Origin of the sequence: Sphingomonas sp. BK036 (genome assembly GCF_004216825.1) — a bacterium.
Taxonomy (GTDB): Bacteria; Pseudomonadota; Alphaproteobacteria; order Sphingomonadales; family Sphingomonadaceae; genus Sphingomonas.
In genome coordinates this window covers 334,160-353,604 of sequence record NZ_SGXR01000006.1, presented here as the reverse complement: position 1 = coordinate 353,604, position 19,445 = coordinate 334,160, and the positions used below count along the sequence as shown (strand labels likewise).

General features: G+C 65.6%; 22 protein-coding genes. 11 read left to right on the top strand and 11 right to left on the bottom strand.

From position 1 onward, the window contains the following. Window positions 1–18: 18 nt before the first annotated feature. Window positions 19–558 carry a nucleotide exchange factor GrpE gene (gene grpE, locus EV283_RS14865; protein ID WP_056416658.1) on the bottom strand — a complete coding sequence of 180 codons (540 nt, stop codon included), beginning with the start codon at window positions 556–558 and terminating at the stop codon, window positions 19–21. 25 nt (window positions 559–583) lie between these two features. Further along, complete coding sequence (hrcA, locus tag EV283_RS14860; protein ID WP_107957883.1) at window positions 584–1,627, bottom strand: heat-inducible transcriptional repressor HrcA; 1,044 nt, start codon at window positions 1,625–1,627, stop codon at window positions 584–586. A 218-nt stretch (window positions 1,628–1,845) separates the two neighbouring features. On the opposite strand from hrcA, the gene rph reads away from it, so the two are divergent. Further along, window positions 1,846–2,562 (top strand): ribonuclease PH, encoded by a 717-nt coding sequence (gene rph, locus EV283_RS14855; protein WP_056416653.1) that lies wholly within the window; start codon window positions 1,846–1,848, stop codon window positions 2,560–2,562. Further along, window positions 2,559–3,194: an RdgB/HAM1 family non-canonical purine NTP pyrophosphatase gene (rdgB, locus tag EV283_RS14850; protein ID WP_130326629.1), complete on the top strand. Its 636-nt coding sequence runs from the start codon at window positions 2,559–2,561 to the stop codon at window positions 3,192–3,194. The genes rph and rdgB overlap by 4 nt, the downstream gene beginning before the upstream one ends. Before the next feature lie 81 nt (window positions 3,195–3,275). On the opposite strand, the gene EV283_RS14845 is transcribed toward rdgB, so the two are convergent. Beyond that, the gene (locus tag EV283_RS14845; protein WP_130326979.1) at window positions 3,276–3,986 is read right to left on the bottom strand and encodes an EAL domain-containing protein; all 711 of its coding nucleotides are present in this window, start codon (window positions 3,984–3,986) and stop codon (window positions 3,276–3,278) included. A 159-nt stretch (window positions 3,987–4,145) separates the two neighbouring features. Then, window positions 4,146–4,703, bottom strand: a complete 558-nt coding sequence (locus tag EV283_RS14840; protein ID WP_130326627.1) for a CAP domain-containing protein — start codon at window positions 4,701–4,703, stop codon at window positions 4,146–4,148. Between the two features lie 43 nt (window positions 4,704–4,746). Between EV283_RS14840 and hemW the strand changes: the two genes are divergently transcribed. From hemW to EV283_RS14800, 8 genes are all read left to right on the top strand, one after another. Continuing rightward, complete coding sequence (gene hemW, locus EV283_RS14835; RefSeq protein WP_130326625.1) at window positions 4,747–5,913, top strand: radical SAM family heme chaperone HemW; 1,167 nt, start codon at window positions 4,747–4,749, stop codon at window positions 5,911–5,913. Between the two features lie 110 nt (window positions 5,914–6,023). After that, window positions 6,024–6,746: a peptidylprolyl isomerase gene (locus tag EV283_RS14830; protein WP_130326623.1), complete on the top strand. Its 723-nt coding sequence runs from the start codon at window positions 6,024–6,026 to the stop codon at window positions 6,744–6,746. 7 nt (window positions 6,747–6,753) lie between these two features. Beyond that, complete coding sequence (gene queA, locus EV283_RS14825; protein WP_130326621.1) at window positions 6,754–7,779, top strand: tRNA preQ1(34) S-adenosylmethionine ribosyltransferase-isomerase QueA; 1,026 nt, start codon at window positions 6,754–6,756, stop codon at window positions 7,777–7,779. Between the two features lie 8 nt (window positions 7,780–7,787). Further along, a complete protein-coding gene (locus EV283_RS14820) occupies window positions 7,788–8,243 on the top strand; it encodes an EF-hand domain-containing protein (RefSeq protein ID WP_242615990.1) in 456 nt (151 codons plus the stop codon). Between the two features lie 4 nt (window positions 8,244–8,247). Next, a complete protein-coding gene (gene tgt / locus EV283_RS14815) occupies window positions 8,248–9,396 on the top strand; it encodes a tRNA guanosine(34) transglycosylase Tgt (protein WP_130326617.1) in 1,149 nt (382 codons plus the stop codon). Then, on the top strand, window positions 9,393–9,590 hold the full coding sequence (locus EV283_RS14810) for a hypothetical protein (protein WP_056416621.1): 198 nt from the start codon (window positions 9,393–9,395) through the stop codon (window positions 9,588–9,590). The genes tgt and EV283_RS14810 overlap by 4 nt, the downstream gene beginning before the upstream one ends. Window positions 9,591–9,598: 8 nt before the next feature. Then, window positions 9,599–12,436 (top strand): pitrilysin family protein, encoded by a 2,838-nt coding sequence (locus EV283_RS14805; RefSeq protein WP_130326615.1) that lies wholly within the window; start codon window positions 9,599–9,601, stop codon window positions 12,434–12,436. A gap of 170 nt (window positions 12,437–12,606) precedes the next feature. Next, a complete protein-coding gene (locus EV283_RS14800) occupies window positions 12,607–13,605 on the top strand; it encodes a cell wall hydrolase (protein ID WP_130326613.1) in 999 nt (332 codons plus the stop codon). A 101-nt stretch (window positions 13,606–13,706) separates the two neighbouring features. On the opposite strand, the gene EV283_RS14795 is transcribed toward EV283_RS14800, so the two are convergent. The 7 genes from EV283_RS14795 to EV283_RS14765 all read right to left on the bottom strand — a co-directional run bounded on the left by EV283_RS14795 (window position 13,707) and on the right by EV283_RS14765 (window position 17,662). Continuing rightward, the gene (locus tag EV283_RS14795; RefSeq protein ID WP_056060610.1) at window positions 13,707–13,937 is read right to left on the bottom strand and encodes a hypothetical protein; all 231 of its coding nucleotides are present in this window, start codon (window positions 13,935–13,937) and stop codon (window positions 13,707–13,709) included. A gap of 102 nt (window positions 13,938–14,039) precedes the next feature. After that, a complete protein-coding gene (locus tag EV283_RS14790; RefSeq protein WP_031394996.1) occupies window positions 14,040–14,252 on the bottom strand; it encodes a cold-shock protein in 213 nt (70 codons plus the stop codon). 278 nt (window positions 14,253–14,530) lie between these two features. Further along, window positions 14,531–14,944, bottom strand: coding sequence for a glycine zipper 2TM domain-containing protein (locus EV283_RS14785; RefSeq protein WP_207223147.1), 414 nt, complete (start codon window positions 14,942–14,944; stop codon window positions 14,531–14,533). 77 nt (window positions 14,945–15,021) lie between these two features. Beyond that, window positions 15,022–15,465 carry a DUF3597 domain-containing protein gene (locus EV283_RS14780; RefSeq protein WP_130326611.1) on the bottom strand — a complete coding sequence of 148 codons (444 nt, stop codon included), beginning with the start codon at window positions 15,463–15,465 and terminating at the stop codon, window positions 15,022–15,024. 115 nt (window positions 15,466–15,580) lie between these two features. Beyond that, window positions 15,581–16,912: a hypothetical protein gene (locus tag EV283_RS14775; protein WP_130326609.1), complete on the bottom strand. Its 1,332-nt coding sequence runs from the start codon at window positions 16,910–16,912 to the stop codon at window positions 15,581–15,583. Next, window positions 16,909–17,178 carry a hypothetical protein gene (locus tag EV283_RS14770; protein ID WP_130326607.1) on the bottom strand — a complete coding sequence of 90 codons (270 nt, stop codon included), beginning with the start codon at window positions 17,176–17,178 and terminating at the stop codon, window positions 16,909–16,911. The genes EV283_RS14775 and EV283_RS14770 overlap by 4 nt, the downstream gene beginning before the upstream one ends. 151 nt (window positions 17,179–17,329) lie before the next feature. Further along, window positions 17,330–17,662, bottom strand: a complete 333-nt coding sequence (locus EV283_RS14765) for a hypothetical protein (protein ID WP_107957866.1) — start codon at window positions 17,660–17,662, stop codon at window positions 17,330–17,332. A gap of 284 nt (window positions 17,663–17,946) precedes the next feature. Here EV283_RS14765 and EV283_RS14760 point away from each other — a divergent pair, with 284 nt between their 5' ends. After that, window positions 17,947–19,443, top strand: a complete 1,497-nt coding sequence (locus EV283_RS14760; RefSeq protein ID WP_130326605.1) for a hypothetical protein — start codon at window positions 17,947–17,949, stop codon at window positions 19,441–19,443. Window positions 19,444–19,445: the final 2 nt, after the last annotated feature.

Sequence of the window (19,445 nt, the reverse complement as noted above, 5' to 3'; positions counted from 1 at the left end):
CCCCGTTCCGGGGAGGATTTACCCCGCCTTGGCGACGCCCACCATCGCGGGCCGCAGCAAGCGGTCCTTGATCATGTAGCCTGCCTGCATCTCCTGCACGATCGTGCCGGCCGGCTGGTCGCTCGGGATTTCCAGCATCGCCTGATGCTTGTTCGGGTCGAGCATCTGGCCCTCGGCGGCAATCTTCGTGATGCCGTGGCGCTGGAATACGCTCTCCAGCTCGCGACCGGTCGCCTCAAGCCCGGTGACGAGTCCCTTCATCTTGTCGTCCGCACGCAGGTCCGCCGGGATCGCCGACAGGCCGCGCGCGAGGTTGTCGGCAACCGACAGCACGTCGCGTGCGAACGCCGTGGCGGCATAGGCACGCGCGTCCTGCGCTTCCTTCTCCGCGCGGCGGCGGACGTTCTGGATCTCGGCCTGCGCGTAGAGGACGTTCTGCTTGGCTTCGGCGAGCTGATTCTCGAGCTCGGCGACGCGATCGTTCGTAGCGACTTCGGGTGCGTCCTCGGCGGTTTCTTCGCGCAGGTCGGCAGGGGCGTTCTGATCAGTCTCGGACATAGTTTTCCCTATAAGTTGGGCCGGCTCAACCCATCAACCGGGCGAGCGTTGCAGCCGTGAAATCCACCATGGGCACGACGCGCGCATAGTTCAACCGCGTGGGGCCGATCACGCCCACCACGCCCACCACCCGGCCGTCGAGCCCACGGAACGGCCGTGCAATGACCGAAGACCCTGAAAGTGCGAACAATTTCGTCTCCGCACCGATGAAGATCCGCGTCGAATCCCCCGCCCGCGCGCTGTCGAGAAGCGACGCGACTTCCTGCTTTCCCTCAAGATCGTCGAGCAGGTCGCGGACCCGGTCGAGATCGGCGGCGGCGGCGGCATCGATCAGCCGCCCCTGCCCGCGCACGATCAGCACCGGACGGCGATCCGCATCCTCGCTCCACACCGCAATCCCGCGCTCGACCAGCGCGCGCGCCGCGCCGTCGAGTGCCGCCTGCCCGTCCGCCATCTCGCGATCGATCCTGGTACGCGCCTCGGCGAGCGTGAGGCCCCCAAGCGTTGCCGACATGTAGTTGCCCGCCTCCACCAATGCGGACGGCGACATGCCCTTGGGCAGCGCGATTACGCGGTTCTCGACCGAGCCGTCCTCGCTGACCAGCACCGCGAGCGCCTGTTCGGGCGACAGTGCGACGAACGCGATCTGGCGCAGTCTTAGCTCGCGCTTTGGGACCATCACCAGCCCTGCGCACGCCGAGAGCCCCGACAACGCGAGCGTGGTGGCGGCCAGCGCCTCCTCGACCGGGCCGCCGACTCCCGCACGCGCCTCGATCGTCTGACGCTCCTCGAACGAGGGCTCCATCGCCTGCATCATCCCGTCGACGAACAGCCGCAGCCCGCGATCGGTCGGCATCCGGCCGGCGCTGGTATGCGGGCTGGCGAGCAGACCCAGGCCTTCGAGCTCGCCCATCACGCCGCGAATCGAGGCGGGCGACAGGCTCAGGCCGGTCAGCTGCGCGATCGTCTTCGATCCAACCGGCGTCCCGCTGGCGAGATAGCTGTCGACGACCGCACGGAAGATATCGCGCGCGCGGTCGGTCAGTTCGGTGACGGGGGGCGTGGCCATCGCTTTGATCTAGGGCGGATCGATGGGCGTACAAAGAGGAATGCGCCCCCCGTCCCCGTCATCCTGACGAAAGTCAGGACCCAGAGCCACACAGGACGCCGTTCGGTCACCCTGGGTCCTGACTTTCGTCAGGATGACGGCGGTAGTTGGGCTGGCGAGCGACCAGACGAAAGGCTAGGCAGCGGACAATCATTCACTTCGCTTTTAGGATACCAACTATGCGCCCATCCGGCCGCGCCCCAGACCAGATGCGTGAGATCACGATCGAGCCGCGCTTCACCAAGCATGCCGAAGGCTCCGTGCTGATCGGCTTCGGCGACACCAAGGTGCTCGTCACCGCCAGCGTCGAGGAAAAGGTCCCACCGTTCATGCGCGGCAAGGGCGAAGGTTGGGTGACGGCAGAATACGGCATGCTCCCGCGCGCGACCAACACGCGCAACAACCGCGAAGCCGCCAAGGGCAAGCAGTCGGGCCGAACGCAGGAAATCCAGCGGCTGATCGGGCGCTCCCTGCGCGCCGTCGTCGACCTGAAGCTCCTCGGCGAGCGCCAGATCGTGATCGATTGCGACGTGATCCAGGCCGACGGCGGCACGCGCACCGCGTCGATCTCGGGCGGCTGGGTCGCGCTGCGGCTCGCGATCGACGGGTTGCTGGCGAGCGGCAAGCTGACCGCCGACCCGCTGACGCAGAAGGTCGCGGCGATCAGTTGCGGCATCTACCAGGGCAATCCGGTGCTCGACCTCGACTATATCGAGGATTCGGGCGCGGATGCGGACGCGAACTTCGTGCTGCTGGAAAACGGCAACATCGCCGAGGCGCAGGCGACCGCCGAGGGCGCGACCTATGACGAGGAGGCGCTGCTCCGCCTGCTGCGTCTCGCGCGGATCGGCTGCACCGACATCTTCGCCGCGCAGGCGAAGGCGGTCGCCAAGTGAGCGGCGAAGGTAAAGAGCCGCAGGCGATCCGCAAGCTGCAGCCGGGCAAGCTGGTCATCGCCAGCCACAACAAGGGCAAGGTCCGCGAAATCGCGGCGTTGCTCGAAGGACGCGGTCTGGAGGTCGTCTCGGCCGCCGAGCTCGACCTGCCCGAGCCGATCGAGACGGGCACGACCTTCTTCGCGAATGCAGAACTGAAGGCGCGCTCGGCGGCCGACCTGTCGGGCTATCCCGCGCTCGCGGACGATAGCGGGCTATGCGTCGATGCGCTGAACGGCGATCCGGGCGTCTACACCGCCGACTGGGCGGAGACGCCGAACGGTCGCGACTGGATGATGGCGATGCAGAAGGTCGAGGACGCGGTGGTCGCCAAGGGCCCCGAAGCGACCCGCGGTGCGCATTTCGTCAGCGTGCTCGCGCTGGCGTGGCCCGATGGCCATGTCGAATGGTTCGAAGGACGTGCGGAGGGGACGCTCGTCTGGCCCCCGCGCGGGAACGTCGGGTTCGGCTATGATCCGGTGTTCGTGCCGCTCGGCTACGACCAGACCTATGCCGAACTGCCGCACGAGACCAAGAACGCGATCAGCCACCGCAACGAGGCGTTCAAGCTGCTCGAAGCCGCGGTGTTCTGAGCTGTTGGCGGCGGACAACATACCGCCGCCTACCCCCTCTACGTCATCCTGACGAAAGTCAGGATGACGGACGTGAAGCGTTCAGACAGCCAGCTTTTGCCGCACCGGCCATTGGACGGCGGGTAGCGCCTCGAACGCCGGTTTCGACAGCAGATATCCCTGGATATATCGTACGCCGAGCGCGCGGAGTGCGTCGTATTCGCCGAGCGTCTCGACTCCCTCGGCGATCACCTGGATTCCGAGCGCGGCGCACATCCGCACCATTCCCTCGACGATGATCCGCCGCGGCGAACTGGTGTCGATATCGCGGATCAGCTCCATATCGAGCTTGATGATGTCCGGCTGGAACCGCGCGAGCAGGTTGAGCCCGGCATGCCCCGCGCCAAAATCGTCGAGCGCGGTGCCGAAGCCCATCTTCTGGTACGTCGCGATGATGTTGGCGACATGCGCGGGATCGAGCATCTCCTCATTCTCGGTGAACTCAAAGATCAGCCGGTCGGTCGGCATCCCCACCGCCCCCGCCGTCTTCAGCGTCAGCTGGATGCACGCCGCCGGCGAATAGACCGCGTTCGGCAGGAAATTGATCGACAGCCGCGCGGACGTATCGAGTAGCCCTGCCTTCACCGACGTCTCGATCGCGCGCACGCGGCACTGCTGGTCGAACGCATACAGGTTCGCCGAGTCGACCTGACTGAGAACACTCTGCGCCGATTGACCCTCGGGGCCACGGACAAGTGCCTCATAGGCGAACACCGTCTCGGTGTCGGCATCGACGATCGGCTGGAACGCCATCGAGAAGGTAAAGGACAACCCGGCGCCGTCGCGACATCCGGGACAGCCGCCACGCGCGCCGTCAGACGGGGTTACTGAACTCATTAATATGCGTTAGCCCCGAACGACTTAATAAAATACCACCGATTCAATCAGCGATCAGACCCATATTGATTGGGATCAATAGGCTTTCTGGCCGAACACGTTCCCCGGCGGCGAATAGCGGCACACCAGATAATCGTCGGTCTTGTTGCTCGCCATCGCGCAGCCGACCTGGGTCGAGCCGCGCCACACGATCTGCGTATAATGCGCCACATCCTCGACTTTGCCGGTGCGACTGAACCCGGGCGTCGGCATGTTGATGAAGTCACGCTGCTCGGCGACCCAATGCCCCATCATCTCCGGATAGGCATAAGCGTAGCGCGTACCGGTCCAGAGGTTTTCGCCCTCGCGGGTCATGCCCTGCGGCTGGGGAGCATGGGCGAACTTGCCCGTCCTCGCCATTTCCTCCGCATAACCGCGCGCGGTGGTCGCCAGCGTGTCGCTCCAGGTCAGCGGCGCAACGCCGACGGCCGCACGCGCCGCGTTGTGGCCGTCCATCATCGCCGCCTTCAACAGGCTCGCACCACGCGGTGCCGGGGCCTGCGTTTCGCGCCGCTCGACCACGCGCTCGGGGCCTTGCGCGCACCCTGCCACCATCAGCGCTGCGGCGACCGCCAAACCCAACCGACCCGTCATAGCGCTTCCTTCGACCGCCTCGTGCGACCATATGCGCCAGATAATGCCCGCATCCCAAACACCAAGCCCTCCGCGCTCGTCCGATCTGGCGCTCTACGTCCATTGGCCCTTCTGCGTGTCGAAATGCCCCTATTGCGATTTCAACAGCCATGTCCGCGAGGAGGTGGACCAGGCCGCGTGGCGCGCCGCGCTGATCACCGACCTTGCGCATGAGGCGCGCGTACTGCCCGGGCGGAAATTGCAGTCGATCTTCTTCGGCGGCGGCACGCCGTCGCTGATGCCGCCGGCAACGGTGGCAGCGGTGCTGGAGGCCGCGGAGAAGGCCTGGGGGTTCGCCGACGGGATCGAGATCACGCTGGAGGCCAACCCCTCTTCGGTCGAGGCCGCGCGGTTTGCGGATCTCGCACGCGCCGGGGTGAACCGGGTCTCGCTCGGACTACAATCGCTCGACAATGTGGCGTTGAAGTTCCTCGGACGCGCGCATGACGTGAACGAGGGGCAGGCCGCGCTCGCGACCGCGCAGAGCGTATTCCCGTGCGTGAGCTTCGACCTGATCTATGCGCTGCCGGGGCAACGGCTCGCCGCGTGGCGAACCGAGTTGGCGCGCGCGCTGAGTTTCGGGACCGAGCATCTGTCGCTGTACCAGCTGACGATCGAACCCGGCACGCGGTTCGCGACCGAGGCATTGGCGGGGCGGATCGTGATTCCCGACGGCGACTCGGCCGCCGATCTGTTCGAGGCGACGCGTGCCGATACCGCCGCAGCCGGGCTGCCCGCCTACGAGACGTCGAACCACGCACGGCCGGGGTCCGAAAGCCGCCACAACCTCGCTTACTGGCGGTATCAGGACTATGCCGGGATCGGACCAGGCGCGCATGGCCGGCGTGGCGGGCTGGCCACGGTACGGCGGAAAAAGCCGGAAAACTGGCTGGCGGCGATCGAGCGCAATGGCCATGGCATGGAAGTCGAGGACCCGCTTTCGCCCGCGACCCGCGCGACCGAGGCCTTGCTGATGGGCTTGCGGCTGGCCGAAGGCGTCGACCTCGACCGGATCACCGGGCTGAATGCCGGCGTGGTTCCGGTCGATATGGCAGCCGTGGCACGCCTGGAACAGCTGGGGCTGATCGAACACACGCCGGGTCGGCTGCGAGTCACGGACGCAGGCGCCCTGTTGCTCGACGCGATCCTGCCGGAAATCGTGACCGCATAACGCCGGCATGCTCGAGACAAAGAGCCGGCACGTTCAGATTGGCGCAAGCGGGGATTTGCTCTAAGTGGCGGCAGCCTGGTTGCGCCGGGCCTCTTGCGAGTGGGAATTTGATGCGCTTTTTCGTCGGAATGTTCGCGTTGCTCGGGTGCCTGGTCACGGTGCCGGTCGCGGCGCAGAAGAATGTCGTCGCCGCCCCCGCGCGCGCGACGCCGCCCCTCACGACCGATACGCAGAACCTGCTGCTGCTCGATCTCTCGACCGGCGGCCGTGTAACGATCTGGCTGCGGCCCGACGTCGCGCCGCTGATGGTCGAGCGGATCAAGACGCTGACGCGCCAGCATTTCTACGATGGCCTGGCGTTCCACCGCGTGATCGACGGCTTCATGGCGCAGGGCGGCGATCCCAAGGGCGACGGCACCGGCGGCTCGACGCTGCCCGACGTGAAGGCCGAGTTCAACTATCTGCCGCATGTCCGCGGTGCGGTGTCGGCCGCGCGATCGGACAAGGAAGACAGCGCGAACAGCCAGTTCTTCATCGTCTTCCAGCCGCGCCTCAGCCTCGACAAGAAGTACACCGTGTTCGGGCGCGTGCTCGACGGGATGCAATATGTCGACGCGATCCAGCGCGGCGAGCCGCCGGCGAACCCGTCGCGGATCGTCCATGCCTATATTGCCGCCGACAATCCGCCCGCTTATGTCGCCGGTCCCCCGGCCCCAGCTCTGGGTGCGCCGGTGACGTTGCCGGGCACGGCCAGCGGTCCGGATGCGGCCAAGCCGAAGCTTGCGCCCGCCACCCGCAAGGCACCGGCCAAGAAGGCTCCTGCGAAGAAGTGAGACTCCGTTGAACGTCGACCTTTTCGACTTCGACCTGCCACCTGCCAACATCGCGCTCCGCCCCGCGGCGCCGCGCGATGCTGCGCGGATGCTGGTGCTCGAAGGTGACGCCACACGTGATGCGGGCGTCGCGGACCTGCCCTCGTCGCTGCGGCGCGGCGACATGCTCGTCTTCAACGATACGCGCGTGATCCCGGCGCAGCTCGACGGGCGGCGCGGCGATGCGAAGATCGGTGCGACGCTGCACAAGCGTGAGGGGCCGCGGCGGTGGCGAGCATTCATTCGCAACGCGCGGCGACTGCGCGACGGCGACGTGATCGATTTCGGCAACGGCGTCAGCGCGGCGGCCGTCGATCGCGAGGACGACGGCAGCTACGCGCTGGTGTTTGCGGGCGACGAGCCGGTCGAACTGCTGCTCGAACGCGCGGGTCACATGCCCCTGCCCCCGTACATCGCGGGCAAGCGCCCGACCGACGAACGCGACGCGGACGATTATCAGACGATGTTCGCTGCCGAACCGGGTGCGGTGGCCGCACCAACGGCGGCGCTGCATTTCACGCCCGCGCTGATGGCGGCGCTCGAGGCGGCCGGGATCGGTCATGCCACGCTGACGCTGCATGTCGGCGCGGGGACGTTCCTGCCGGTCAAGGCGACCGACACGACCGAGCACCGGATGCACGCCGAATGGGGCCGGATCGATGCCGCGACCGCCGACCGGCTGAACGCGGTGCGCGCGAGCGGCGGTCGCGTGATCGCGGTCGGGACGACGTCGCTGCGGCTGATCGAGAGCGCGACCGGCGAGGACGACGTGATCCGGCCGTTCGACGGCGACACCGCGATCTTCATCACCCCGGGCTACCGGTTTCGCGGGGTCGACGGGCTGATGACCAATTTCCATCTGCCGCGCTCGACGCTGTTCATGCTCGTCTCCGCGCTGATGGGACGCGAGCGGATGCAAGCGGCGTACGCCCATGCGATCGCAGGCGGCTATCGCTTCTACAGCTATGGCGACGCCTCGCTTCTGCTGCCATGACGGGCGGCATGCTGCTCGCTCTAGCCTTGCTTCAGGCCATCGTCGCTGCGCCGCCGCCCGCAGGCACGCCGCAGCCGCCAGCAACGATCTTTGCCGAGCCGGCCGCGCTGTTCATCGCCGCGTGCGATGCGAACGGAGATGGCCGCGTCACCCAGCCCGAGCTGACCGCATGCGTCGCGCGCAGCTATGCAACCGCCGAGGGGGCCGCATCGGGTTCGATCGGTTATATTGCCTATGCCGACTGGGCGCAGGCCTGGCTGGGCGATCGCAACGCGTTGCCGAGCCCGTTCGAGGTTGATCGCGATGGCGACAACCGGATCACGCTCGCCGAACTGCAGACCCGGTTCGCGCAGTTCTTCACGCGGTTCGACCGCGACAAGGACGGCATCCTGACCCGCTCCGAACTCATCACGATCCGCGCCGCCGCCCCCGGCGAACGCTATGGCATCCGCAAGAAAAACTGACATCATGACCCGTCCCCGTTTCGACTTCACCATCTCCGCCACCGACGGCAAGGCGCGCACCGGCGTCATCGCGATGCAGCGCGGCGATATCCGCACGCCCGCGTTCATGCCGGTCGGCACGGCCGCCACCGTCAAGGGCATGAAGCCCGCCGACGTGGTGGGCGCAGGCGCGGACATCATCCTCGGCAACACCTATCACCTGATGCTGCGGCCGGGCGCCGAGCGCGTTGCGAGGTTGGGCGGGCTGCACGCGTTTTCAGGCTGGTCGAAGCCTATCCTGACCGATTCCGGCGGCTACCAGGTGATGAGTCTCGCCGACCTGACCAAGCGGTCCGAGGAAGGCGTGTCGTTCAAGTCGCATCTCGACGGGACGCGGCATCTGCTGAGCCCCGAGCGGTCGATCGAGATCCAGCGGTTGCTCGGCTCGAACATTGTCATGGCGTTCGACGAACTCGTGCCGACGACGTCGACGCGCGAGGTGCAGGCCGCGGCGATGGAGCGATCGATGCGCTGGGCAAAGCGATCGCGCGAAGCGTTCGACGCGGGCGACGCGCATGCCGAGAACAACGCGATCTTCGGGATCCAGCAGGGTGCGCTGAACGAGGGGTTCCGCAAATCCTCGGCAGATGCGCTGATCGACATAGGCTTCGACGGCTATGCGGTCGGCGGGCTGGCGGTCGGCGAGGGCCAGGAAGCGATGTTCGGCTGCCTCGACTTCGCGCCGGACCAGTTGCCGGTCGACAAGCCGCGCTATCTGATGGGCGTCGGCAAGCCGGACGATATCGTCGGCGCGGTCGAGCGCGGGATCGACATGTTCGATTGCGTGATGCCGACCCGGTCGGGCCGCACCGGCCAGGCCTTCACACGGACCGGGCCGATCAATATCCGCAACGCGAAGTTCGGCGAGGATACCGGGCCGCTCGACCCCGCCTGCCCCTGCCCCGTGTGCGCGACGTGGAGCCGGGCGTATCTGCATCACCTCGTCCGATCGGGTGAAATGCTCGGCGCGATGTTGATGACCGAGCATAATATCTGGTTTTATGAGACATTGATGGCGGACCTGCGGGCGGCGATCGCTGCTGGTGCGTTGACGCAGTTCGCGAACGCGTTCCGTGCGCAGTACGTGCGGAAGAGTGAAGGAGAACAGACATGACCAAGCCGATCGATAGCGACACCCCGAACGAGATCCTCGCGGCAGCGAAGGAAGCGAAGCTGCAGGCGGAAGCGGTCGCACACAACGCGGTCGAAAAGGCGAAGAGCTGGCCGCTCGCCAAGATCGGTCTCGGCGTCGGAATCGGGTCTGCGGCCATCGCCGGTGCGGTGCTGTTCGCCAACCGCAACAAGTAGGGACCTCGATGCGCCTCCTCCGCTCCGCTCTGCTGCTCACCGCGGCATGTTTTCCCGTAGCGGCGGTGGCGCAGACTGCGCCCGGCCAGGCACCCCGACAGATCGGGGTCAAGCCGATCGCTTATACCCAGCGCACGCTGCCGAACGGGCTGCGCGTCTATGCGATCCGCGATACCGGCACGCCGAACGTGTCGGTGCAAGTATGGTACGATGTCGGATCGAAGGACGACCCCAAGGGCAAGTCCGGCTTCGCGCACATGTTTGAACATCTCATGTTCAAGTCGACGCGCAACCTGGTGTCGGAACAGATGGACCGGCTGACCGAGGACGTCGGCGGCTACAACAACGCGTCGACCAACGACGACTATACGAATTATTACGAGGTGATCCCCGCCAATCATCTCCAGCGGCTGCTGTTCGCAGAAGCCGACCGGATGGCGAGCCTTGTCGTTGAGCCCAAGAGCTTCGGCTCGGAACGCGACGTCGTGAAAGAGGAACTGCGCCAGAGCACGCTCTCGCGGCCCTATGGCAAGCTGTTCTCGCTCTATTATCCGGCGCTTGCCTACACGGCGCATCCCTATGCGCGGGGCACGATCGGCAGCCTTGAAAATCTCGAAGCCGCCGGGATCGACGACGTACGTGCCTTCCATGCAACCTACTATCGGCCGGACAATGCGATCCTGGTCGTGTCCGGCAATTTCGATCCTGCGCAGCTGAACGGCTGGGTCGACCAGTATTTCGCGGGGATCAAGCAGCCATCGGTGGCGATCCCGCGGGTAACGGTGGCCGAGCCTGCGCGCACCAAGGCGGTGACGCGTACCGTGTACGAGCCCAACACGCCGCTACCTGCGGTACTGGTCAGCTACCATGTCCCCGCGGATCGCGATGCGGACATCGCTGCGCTGACGGTGCTGAAGGCGGTGCTGGCGACGGGCGAGAGTTCGCGGCTGTACGAGAGCGTCGTGTACCGCGATCAGCTCGCGCAGTCCGCGGAAGCCTTCCTCGATACGAAGCAGGCGACCGGCAATCTGGTGGTCTATGCGATCCTCGCAAGCGGCAAGACGGCCGAGGCCGGGGAAGCAGCGCTGAAGCGCGAGATCGCCCGGTTCCGCGATGCCCCGGTAACCGCCGCCGAACTGGCCGAGGCGAAGAACGAGATCCTCACTCAGTCGATCGAGTCGCGCGAGACCGCGGAGGGCAAGGCGAGCACGTTGGCGGCCGCGGTGCTGATCGATGGCGATCCACAGGCGGCGGACAAGCAGCTCGCAGCGATCGCCCAGGTCAGCGCGGCGGATATCCAGCGGGTCGCGCGGAAATATCTCGGCGACACGCAGTCGGCGACGATCCGGTATCTGCCGATCGGCGACAAGCCCGCCGGTGCGGTCGCCGATACGATCGCGGTGGCGCCGACCGTACGGGTTGCCGACCTGACGGCGCCGGCCAATGTCGCGATCGTGACGCCTGCGCCGGACGGACAACGCGTCCAGCCCCCTGCCCCTAGCGCACCCGTATCGCCGACGATCCCGCAGCCCGTCGAGGTCCGGCTCGCCAACGGTATGCGGCTGGTCACGGTGGAGCGGCACGACCTGCCGATCGTCACCGCCTATCTCGTAGCCGCCGGCGGTGCAGCGACCGATCCGGCTAACCGCCCCGGCGTGAGCAACCTGACCGCCGAGTTGATGACCAAGGGTACCAAGACGCGCTCCGCGACGCAGATCGCGCGCGCTATCGAAGGCCTTGGCGGCGCGATCGGCAGCGACGCAGGGAGCGACGGCGCGTCGGTCGCGGTGACGGTGAAGTCGGACCAGCTCGATCCGGCGATGGCGATCCTCGCGGACGTTGCCGTAAACCCCGCCTTCGCGCCCGACGAGATCGAGCGCGCCCGGACGCAGCAGATCGACGCGGTCACGCTGGCGTTGAAGGACCCGGCGCAGGTCGCAGGGCTCGTGGCCGATCGTGCGGTGCTCGGCGCCTCGCCTTATGGCGCGCCGACCGGGGGTACGCCGCTGTCGTTGCGGGCGATCACCCGTCCGGACATTCTCGCTGCCTATGCGCGGAGTTTCCAGCCGAGTCAGGCGACGCTCATTATGGTCGGCGACGTCACCACGGCGCGCGCAAAGGCCTTGGCGGAGGCAAGGTTCGGTGGCTGGAAATCTGCCGGCGTAGCGGCGGCCACGGCGCCCGCCGTCGTGTACCCGAAGCCTCGTGTCATCGTCGTCGACATGCCCGAGGCGGGTCAGGCTGGCGTCGTCGTGGCCCGGCCGGCGATCGCGCGACGCGACCCGCGCTATTATCCGCTCGCGGTCGGTAACACGGTGCTTGGCGGTGGATTTTCATCGCGACTGAACCAGGAGATCCGCATCAAGCGGGGGCTGGCCTATGGCGCGAGCAGCGGTCTGGACGCGGGCAAGACGCAGGGCACGATCGCCGCGAGGACGCAGACCAAGAATCCCACGGCGGCCGAGGTCGTGACGCTGATCGCTGCCGAGATGACGCGGCTTGGATCGGCGCCCGTCCCGACCGCCGAACTCGACACGCGCAAGGCGGTGCTCGTCGGCAATTTCGGACGCGGGATCGAGACCACGTCCGGTGTCGCCGGCATTCTCGGAGCCTATGTCCAGAACGACGTGCCACTCGGTGAATTGCAGCGGTACACGGGCGCGGTCGGCGCCGTAGATCCGGCGGCGGTGCAGGCGGCAGCCACCGCGCTGCTCGATCCGAAGGAAGCGAGCATCGTCGTGGTCGGCGATGCGAAGCAGTTCATCGAACCGCTGCGCAAGGCTTATCCGTCGGTCGAGGTGATCCCCGAAGCCGCGTTGAAGCTCGACACGGCAACGTTGCGGTAAGCCATGCCTGTTAGGGTGCCGTGTCGTCCCGTGCTGGGACGGACGGATTCGGTGGAGGATCGTGCGCGTCCAATCGGCTATGCGCGACGTTCATGGTCCTTGCGGCAGTCTTGCCCCGGAGCAGGTAGAAGGTAACAGCGTTGCGCGTTCGGTTGCAGACGGTTCGACTGATGCGCCGCATCTGGCTTGCGATGGTTGCCGTGTTGCTGGTGATCGGCGCCGGCATGTCCGCGCACGCTGCTCTGCGCGTGATCTCCGAACGGAACGCGGCGCGGGATCGCGCCATGGTCGCGGCGGATGCGCGGGCGGCCGCCCTTGGCTCCACGGTTTTCGCCGACCAGGAAACCGCAGCGCCTGCAGCCGGCGTGACGGGGACGATCGACCTGCCCGACTTGCCGATCCCCGCGGGCGTGGCTCTCGATTCCGGCGTCGTGCCTGCACGGCCCTTCTCGATGGCGGGCGCCTCGGCGATCGACCGCGACCGGGCGCGGCAATGTCTGACCGCCGCGATCTATTACGAGGCGGCGTCGGAACCTGATGCGGGGCAACAGGCGGTTGCGCAGGTCATCCTCAACCGCGCGCGGCATCCGGCATTCCCCGGCACCGTGTGCGGCGTGGTGTACCAGGGATCGGAGCATGCGGGTTGCCAGTTCAGCTTCGCTTGTGACGGGGCGATGGCTCGCGTGCCGGCGCGGGCGGCATGGGTTCGGGCGGCGCGGGCTGCCGGGATGGCGCTGGCTGGCTATGTCTACGCACCCGTCGGGCTCGCCACGCATTACCATACCTATGCGGTGACCCCGGCGTGGAACCGCAGCCTGGTGATGACCGATGTCGTGGGTGCGCATTTCTTCCACCGGTGGAAGGGCTATTGGGGCACGAGCGCGGCGTTCAACCAGCGTTATGTCGGCGGCGAGCCGGTGCCGGGACCGCATCGGGACATCCAGCCATTGGCGCCGCCGACGCCGGAGATGATTGCGGCGGCCGGGGCTGCGGCGGTAGCGGCCGCTTCGGCTGGCGAGACGGCCGCCGTGACACCGAGCGTGCCGGTTGCGGTAGCCAAGTCCAGTCCGGTGCCTTCGAAACCCGCAGCGGCAGTCGTCACGGACATGCTGCCGCCGGAATCGCAGATCCTCGACCGGTGGAAGGACTCCGGCAAGCCGCTGAAATAGCGCGCCGATCCAACCTCGGACGCCAGACACAACAAAACCCGGAGGCGGTGCCGTCCGGGTTTCGGTTGCTGTCAGCTTACTGAGCGCGGGCTGATCTGAATTTATTCCGCGGGGACCATCGACGGGGTGCCGATCATCATGCGTTCGCCACCGGGAGGGGCGGCTTCGCGAGCGGCGCGGAGGATCTGCGTGCGTTCGGCGCGCGATGCCATGTCGTCCCAGGCCTTTTCGGCGCGGCGGCAGCGATCGCGGACGTTGTCGAGGAGGGCGGCATCGCCGTTGCGACGCTCTTCATCAGCGCGGGCCCGGTAAAATTCTGGATTATCGGCCATGCTGATGCGCTCCTGCGGGAGGTAGAGAAAGAGTTGGTGCGGCGATCCGAAGACCGCCGCACCGCAACCGAGATCAGGTGGCGAATTGCTCCGCCGACGAGATCAATCAGCTGGCTGGAGGTTCACGGCCGACTGCTTGCCACGCTTGTCGGGCTCGAGCTCGTAGGTGACGCGCTGGTTCTGGTTCAGCGTCGGCATGCCGGCGCGCTCAACCGCGGTGATGTGCACGAATGCATCGTTGCCGCCGCCATCCGGCGCGATGAAGCCATAGCCCTTGTCGGCGTTGAAAAACTTGACGGTTCCGGTGATAGCCATGAATTGGCTCCTTCTTAGTATGGGTAACCCGACGTTCGAGCGACCCTGTGCCGCGGAGCAGGGAAAGAAGGAGAAAGGTGCCGCAAAGCGCCAAGAACCGTCGATGTGCGACTGTAGCTGAGCGCTATATGGGCCAAGACCGGCGGAATTGCAAATCTTGCCGGAAAAATCGGTCCAGAATTACATCGAATATCACATAGGATATTTTCGGAACCGCGGTTCGGCGCGGAAAAATCTTGGGTCGACCGGCGCCGATATTTCAACGCCGGTCGAGGGATTTAGCGACAGCGGGTGTCGTTGCTCGAGCGATCCACCGCACGCCCGGCCAGCGCACCGCCGGCTGCACCGAGCACGGTACCGAGCAGGCCCGAGCCGCCCGGCGCGATGACGTTGCCGAGCACGCCGCCGGCGACTCCGCCGACGATCAGGCCGGTCGTGCCGTCGTTGCGGCGGCAGTAATAGCGGCCGTCATTGCCGCGATAGACGCGGTCGTTTCGCGACAGGCGGCGCTCGCGATAGCGGCGGTCGTCGCGGTAGTAGCGGCCGGCGTCGTAGCCGCCATAGGACGGGTCGGGCGCGTTATAGTCATAGGCACGGTAGCGCGGGTCGACGCCGTAGCGGCTGCCTCCGTCGCCAACGCAGCCGGCAACCAGGGTCGAGGCGGCCAGCAGGCCCAGCATCGCAACGCGCATTTCGTGTCCTTTCAGGGGGTTGATACTGAAAGCGTAATGATCGGCGCCAGGGTTTGGTTGCCGGCGCCGAAATAGCCTCAATCCTTCAGGTTCGCCGGCACGGTGCCGCCGTTCTTCTCAAGCTCGCGCATCACGGCCTTTTGCAGCCAGATGTTCATCTCCGCGCTGCCGTCCTTGGCGCCGGTATAGCCGAGCTCGGTGGCAAGCTCCTTGCGGTTGGCGAGGCTCGAATCGAGATCGAGCAGCTTCATCAGATCGACGATCGAGGTGCGCCAGTTGAGGTCGGAGCCCTTCTTCGACGCGATGCCCGAGAGGACAGCCTCGACGTCGACCGACTGGGCGGGGGCAGCCTGCGGAGTCGGCGCAGGCGCGGCCGGTGCGGGCGTCGGCGCGGGCTGGGCGGCAGTGGTCTGCGGGGCCGGTGCAGGCGCTGCCTCGGGCTTGGGCGTGCCGAAATGGCCGCTGCCGAGCGGGCCCTTTTCACCGAAGATGGCGGACTTGATCTTGCTGAAGATGCTCATGGGAGGCTCCGTCGTTGTCGTGAACTACGGCGGCAGAACGTCCGGTGCGGGATTTGGGTGCAGCCGCCACGACCGCTGCGACGGATTGGCCGCGGGGTGCGGCTAGACGGGCGGGCTAAACGGGAGGGTCGGCGCGCAGTGGATCGAACGTCCAGGCGAGCCCGGCGATGCGATCCGCGTCGGTGTCGCCGACCGCCGCCGCCCCCGCTTCGTCGACGAGCCCCGCATCGACCGCATAGCCGACGAACCAGCTGTCGCGGTCCGCGCCCTCGGCAACCAGACGTTCGGCGATCTCGCGGTCGCGCGGCGCCTCGAGGATGATCCCCTCCTCGTCCGAACATTCGCGGCTATAGTCGTCGTCGCCGAAGACGCCCGATTCCGAGCCGAAAAAGCCCGGCGGCGGCGGGAAGCAGGTGCGCCAGCGGTCCGCGCCATGATCGTACCAGACCGGGCAATCGGGGTTGCGGCCCTCCTCCACCCCCGAGTGAAGTATAGGAAGTGCAGACGCTGGCGCAGCATCGTGCGGCGCGTCGTCGGCGGGTGGCGCGGGGTCCGGCGCGGGGTCCGGCACGGGTGGGGCCACGGGATCGGGCGCGAGCTGGAGCAGCCCGGCGGCCTCGGCACGCGTCCATTGCTCGGCGGTCCAGCCGGCGCGGGCGGCGGGATCGAGATCGGCGACGACGATCCCCGACGCGACGCCCGAGGCGCTGCGCAACCAGCGGTCCGCGCGGGCGAGCGCGACGATCGGCGCCATCGCCGCCTCCGCGGCCGTAGCGCGCTCCCCCGGGCGCTCCCCTGCCCGCTCGCCGTCGCCTTGGAGTGCCGCCATCGCGTCGGCGTCGAGCCGCTCGCCGAGGAACAGGCCGGCGCGGGCGGGGCCGGCGTCTCGCGCGATGATGTCGAGGAACGCGTCGAACTCGGCGGCGACCATGCGCGTGGCGGCGGTCGCGGTCTCGCTCGCGTTGGCGTGTCGATCGAGCCGGTTGAGCAGCGACATGGCGAGGCGGTTGTCATAGCGATGGCGCTCGATCACCTCGCCGTCGGGGCGAGTGACCCGCTCGGTCTGGCCGGCGATCGCGCGGAGGAAGAGCGTCTCGGCGACGACCGGCCGCGCGACGAGCCTGGCGGCGTCCCAGCCGAGCGCGAACGCCGCGCCCGCCGCGCGACGCCGCAGCGCATAGGCGGCACCGGACGAGAGGCCGACGTTGGCGCTGGCCTCGTCGACGGTGGCGCCCTCGGCGATGCGTTCGAGAAAGCCGCGCTGGCGATCGGGCGTCCAGCCGTCGCTGCGCTGACTGTAGCGCGCGGGCGTGGCCGGGGCGTAGCCGTGGAGGGGCGCGGCGTCTGGCGGGGTGGCGGTTTCGGGTTGGGCGGCGGTTTGCGGGGGCGTGGGGGTGGCGTGTGGGGGTGCGTCGCTGGCGCCGAGGGGTGCGAGGGCGGCGGTCACTTGCGCAGGCGCCGGAACAGCGCGGTCGAGGCATCGCGGTTGGCGGCGATCTCGGGCGAGACCGGGATGCGGTGGCCGATCCGGCCTGCGTCGACATGCGCCATCCAGGCGAGGACGTGGCGGACCTCCTCGGCGACGTGATCGGGGATCGGTCGTTCGGGCGCGCGTGGGGGCGTCGGTGGCGGCGCTGGCTGGGGTGGCGGCGCAGGGATCGGCGGTTCGGTTTGCGCGCGGGGCGGTTGCGGGGCGGTGGGTGCGTTCGCCATGATCGATCCTCCTGCTGTGCGAAGAGGACCGATCAGATATGCCGGGTCGGGGTGTGTAGGACAGCGGTTTTTAACGGGGGCGCGCCCTTTCCAATCCTCCCCCTGGCGGGGGAGGATCGCTCGGTGACGCCTGGATCCGCCGCCGGCGACGTCAGCCGAGCGTCGAGCCGCGATCGGCCGCGAACGACGGCGCGGGGCCGGTGGCGGGGCGGAGCGACTCGCGCTCAGCCTTAGTCGGGACCGCGGTGGGATCGGGGCGGAACGCGTCGGGCGCGCGATCGTCCGCGCCGGGGCGGGGCTTGTCGAGCGCGAGATCGGGCGCGGCATGCTCGGCGGGATTCTTCTTCGATCGCAGGAAGACGGCGAGCAACGCACCGCCGAGCCCGATCGCGGCGGCGCCGATCGAGAGCGCGTTGCGGCCGAACGTCTTGGGCTTGGGCTTGCGGTCAGGCTGGTGGGGGTGGCGGTGGTCGAATTTGGGCATGCGGTTGGTCCGGTGTTGTTGGCTCGGGAGGCTCAACGGGTCGGGGCGCTGGCGTGTTCCGGTGCCGTGCTTGAGAAGGACAACCGTGCTCAAGACCTCGCTGAGGATGACTTTCGCAGACCTTTCCCGCGTGACGATCGATTCCGCCCCGGCGGCCCGAGCCGGAATGCAAGGGCGCTACTCAAAGGAATCCTTGCAGCCACCTGATATTGATCAACGACAGCTCTGTTGATCTGAAACGCGAGCCATGAAAGGTAGCGGTACATAACAGTAGGAAGATAGGCGTGACGGGTCACACAAAGGCATACCTCGCGGTAAGGCAAACAACGGGAACGCTAGCCATGGGATTTAGCGTTTTAAAGACCAGAGAAGAAGCGATCAACTTTTTAGATCCCAACCCTACAAAACCTTCGAAAGACAGCTCACCTTACACAGAAGACGCCGCCACTCAGGCAGACACTTCCCTAGAAAAAAGTGTAACAGATGAGGGTCTGGAAGACCAAGTCATTGCCCTAATGCTACGATATGTAAATCTCGTATTCTCATTTTACCCGTTGATCGCTATCGGTACGACTCTCAAAGCGCCAATAACCGCAGCTTCCATAGACACAAGTCTCGTTACACCCGCCAGGTCGATGTTCCCTAGCGTACACAAGTCGGACATTGGCGAGGTCTTTGAACTAAACGCAGCGGCAATAGCGATGGTTAACAAAAAGGTTGCTAGTTTTTGGTCTTTAGAAAGAGGACTATCTGCTCTTCCTAATGCCTCGTTTCTGTCAATTGTTGCCAGCTTTGACTCAATTTTTGCCGAGATAATATACTTTTTCCTCAAGTTATATCCACAGCGGTTTTCGAATCAGTCCACCGAAATTGCAGTTAGCCGAGTTATCGAACTTGGAAGCGTAGACGCGTTAATAGATAGCATAATCAAGGACGAATTATTTGAACTTATGCGGGGCAGTCACGACGAGCAAACCGATTTTGTAAAAGACAAGCTAGACGTAGATATAAAGACCGACTGGCCTCGCTACGGTGATTTTATTGAGCTATTTGAAAGAAGAAATCTAATCGCTCATGGAGAAAAACTATATACTGCTCGGTACGCCTCGAAGCTCACCGTTTACAAGAAAATAACCAACGCCGGCATAGTCGGCAGCGAAATACAAATTACATCTAAATACCTCCGACAGTCTTCAGACATTCTTCTTGAGTATGGGGTATTGTTGATATTCTCCCTTTGGAGAAAGCATTTAAAATCAAGCGAAGAGTCTTCCTTCGATTGGGTCAACATCATAAGCACTAAGGCTATATCGGAAAATCGAAACTTAGCCTCTACTAGGATTTTATCCTATATTATAAAGATTAAGTCTTCAAGATTCAAAGATCAGAGCCGCAAGATGGCAACGGTAAACCTTGCAAACGGCTTGTTTAGACTCAATAAAAAAGACGAGGCTGAAAAGGTTCTCGCAGATACAGACTGGTCGGCCGTATCCCTAGACTACAGTATATGTATAGCTGCAATACGAAACGACATATCCCGAGTAGTGGAACTCATGGAACCTGCAGTAAAATCGGGAAGTATGAACTCAGATAATTTTCGTGAATGGCCCGCCTTTGATGCGCTGAGAGACAACGCCGACTTCCTTGAACAGTATCAAAACCTTTTTGGAGAACCACTTACCCCAATAGATTTTCCAAAACAGGAATCACTAGAGAACTCACCATTCTTGGCGGATCAATCGGAAGAGCCGACCGAACTGGCAGACGGATCGCCTGCATAAAC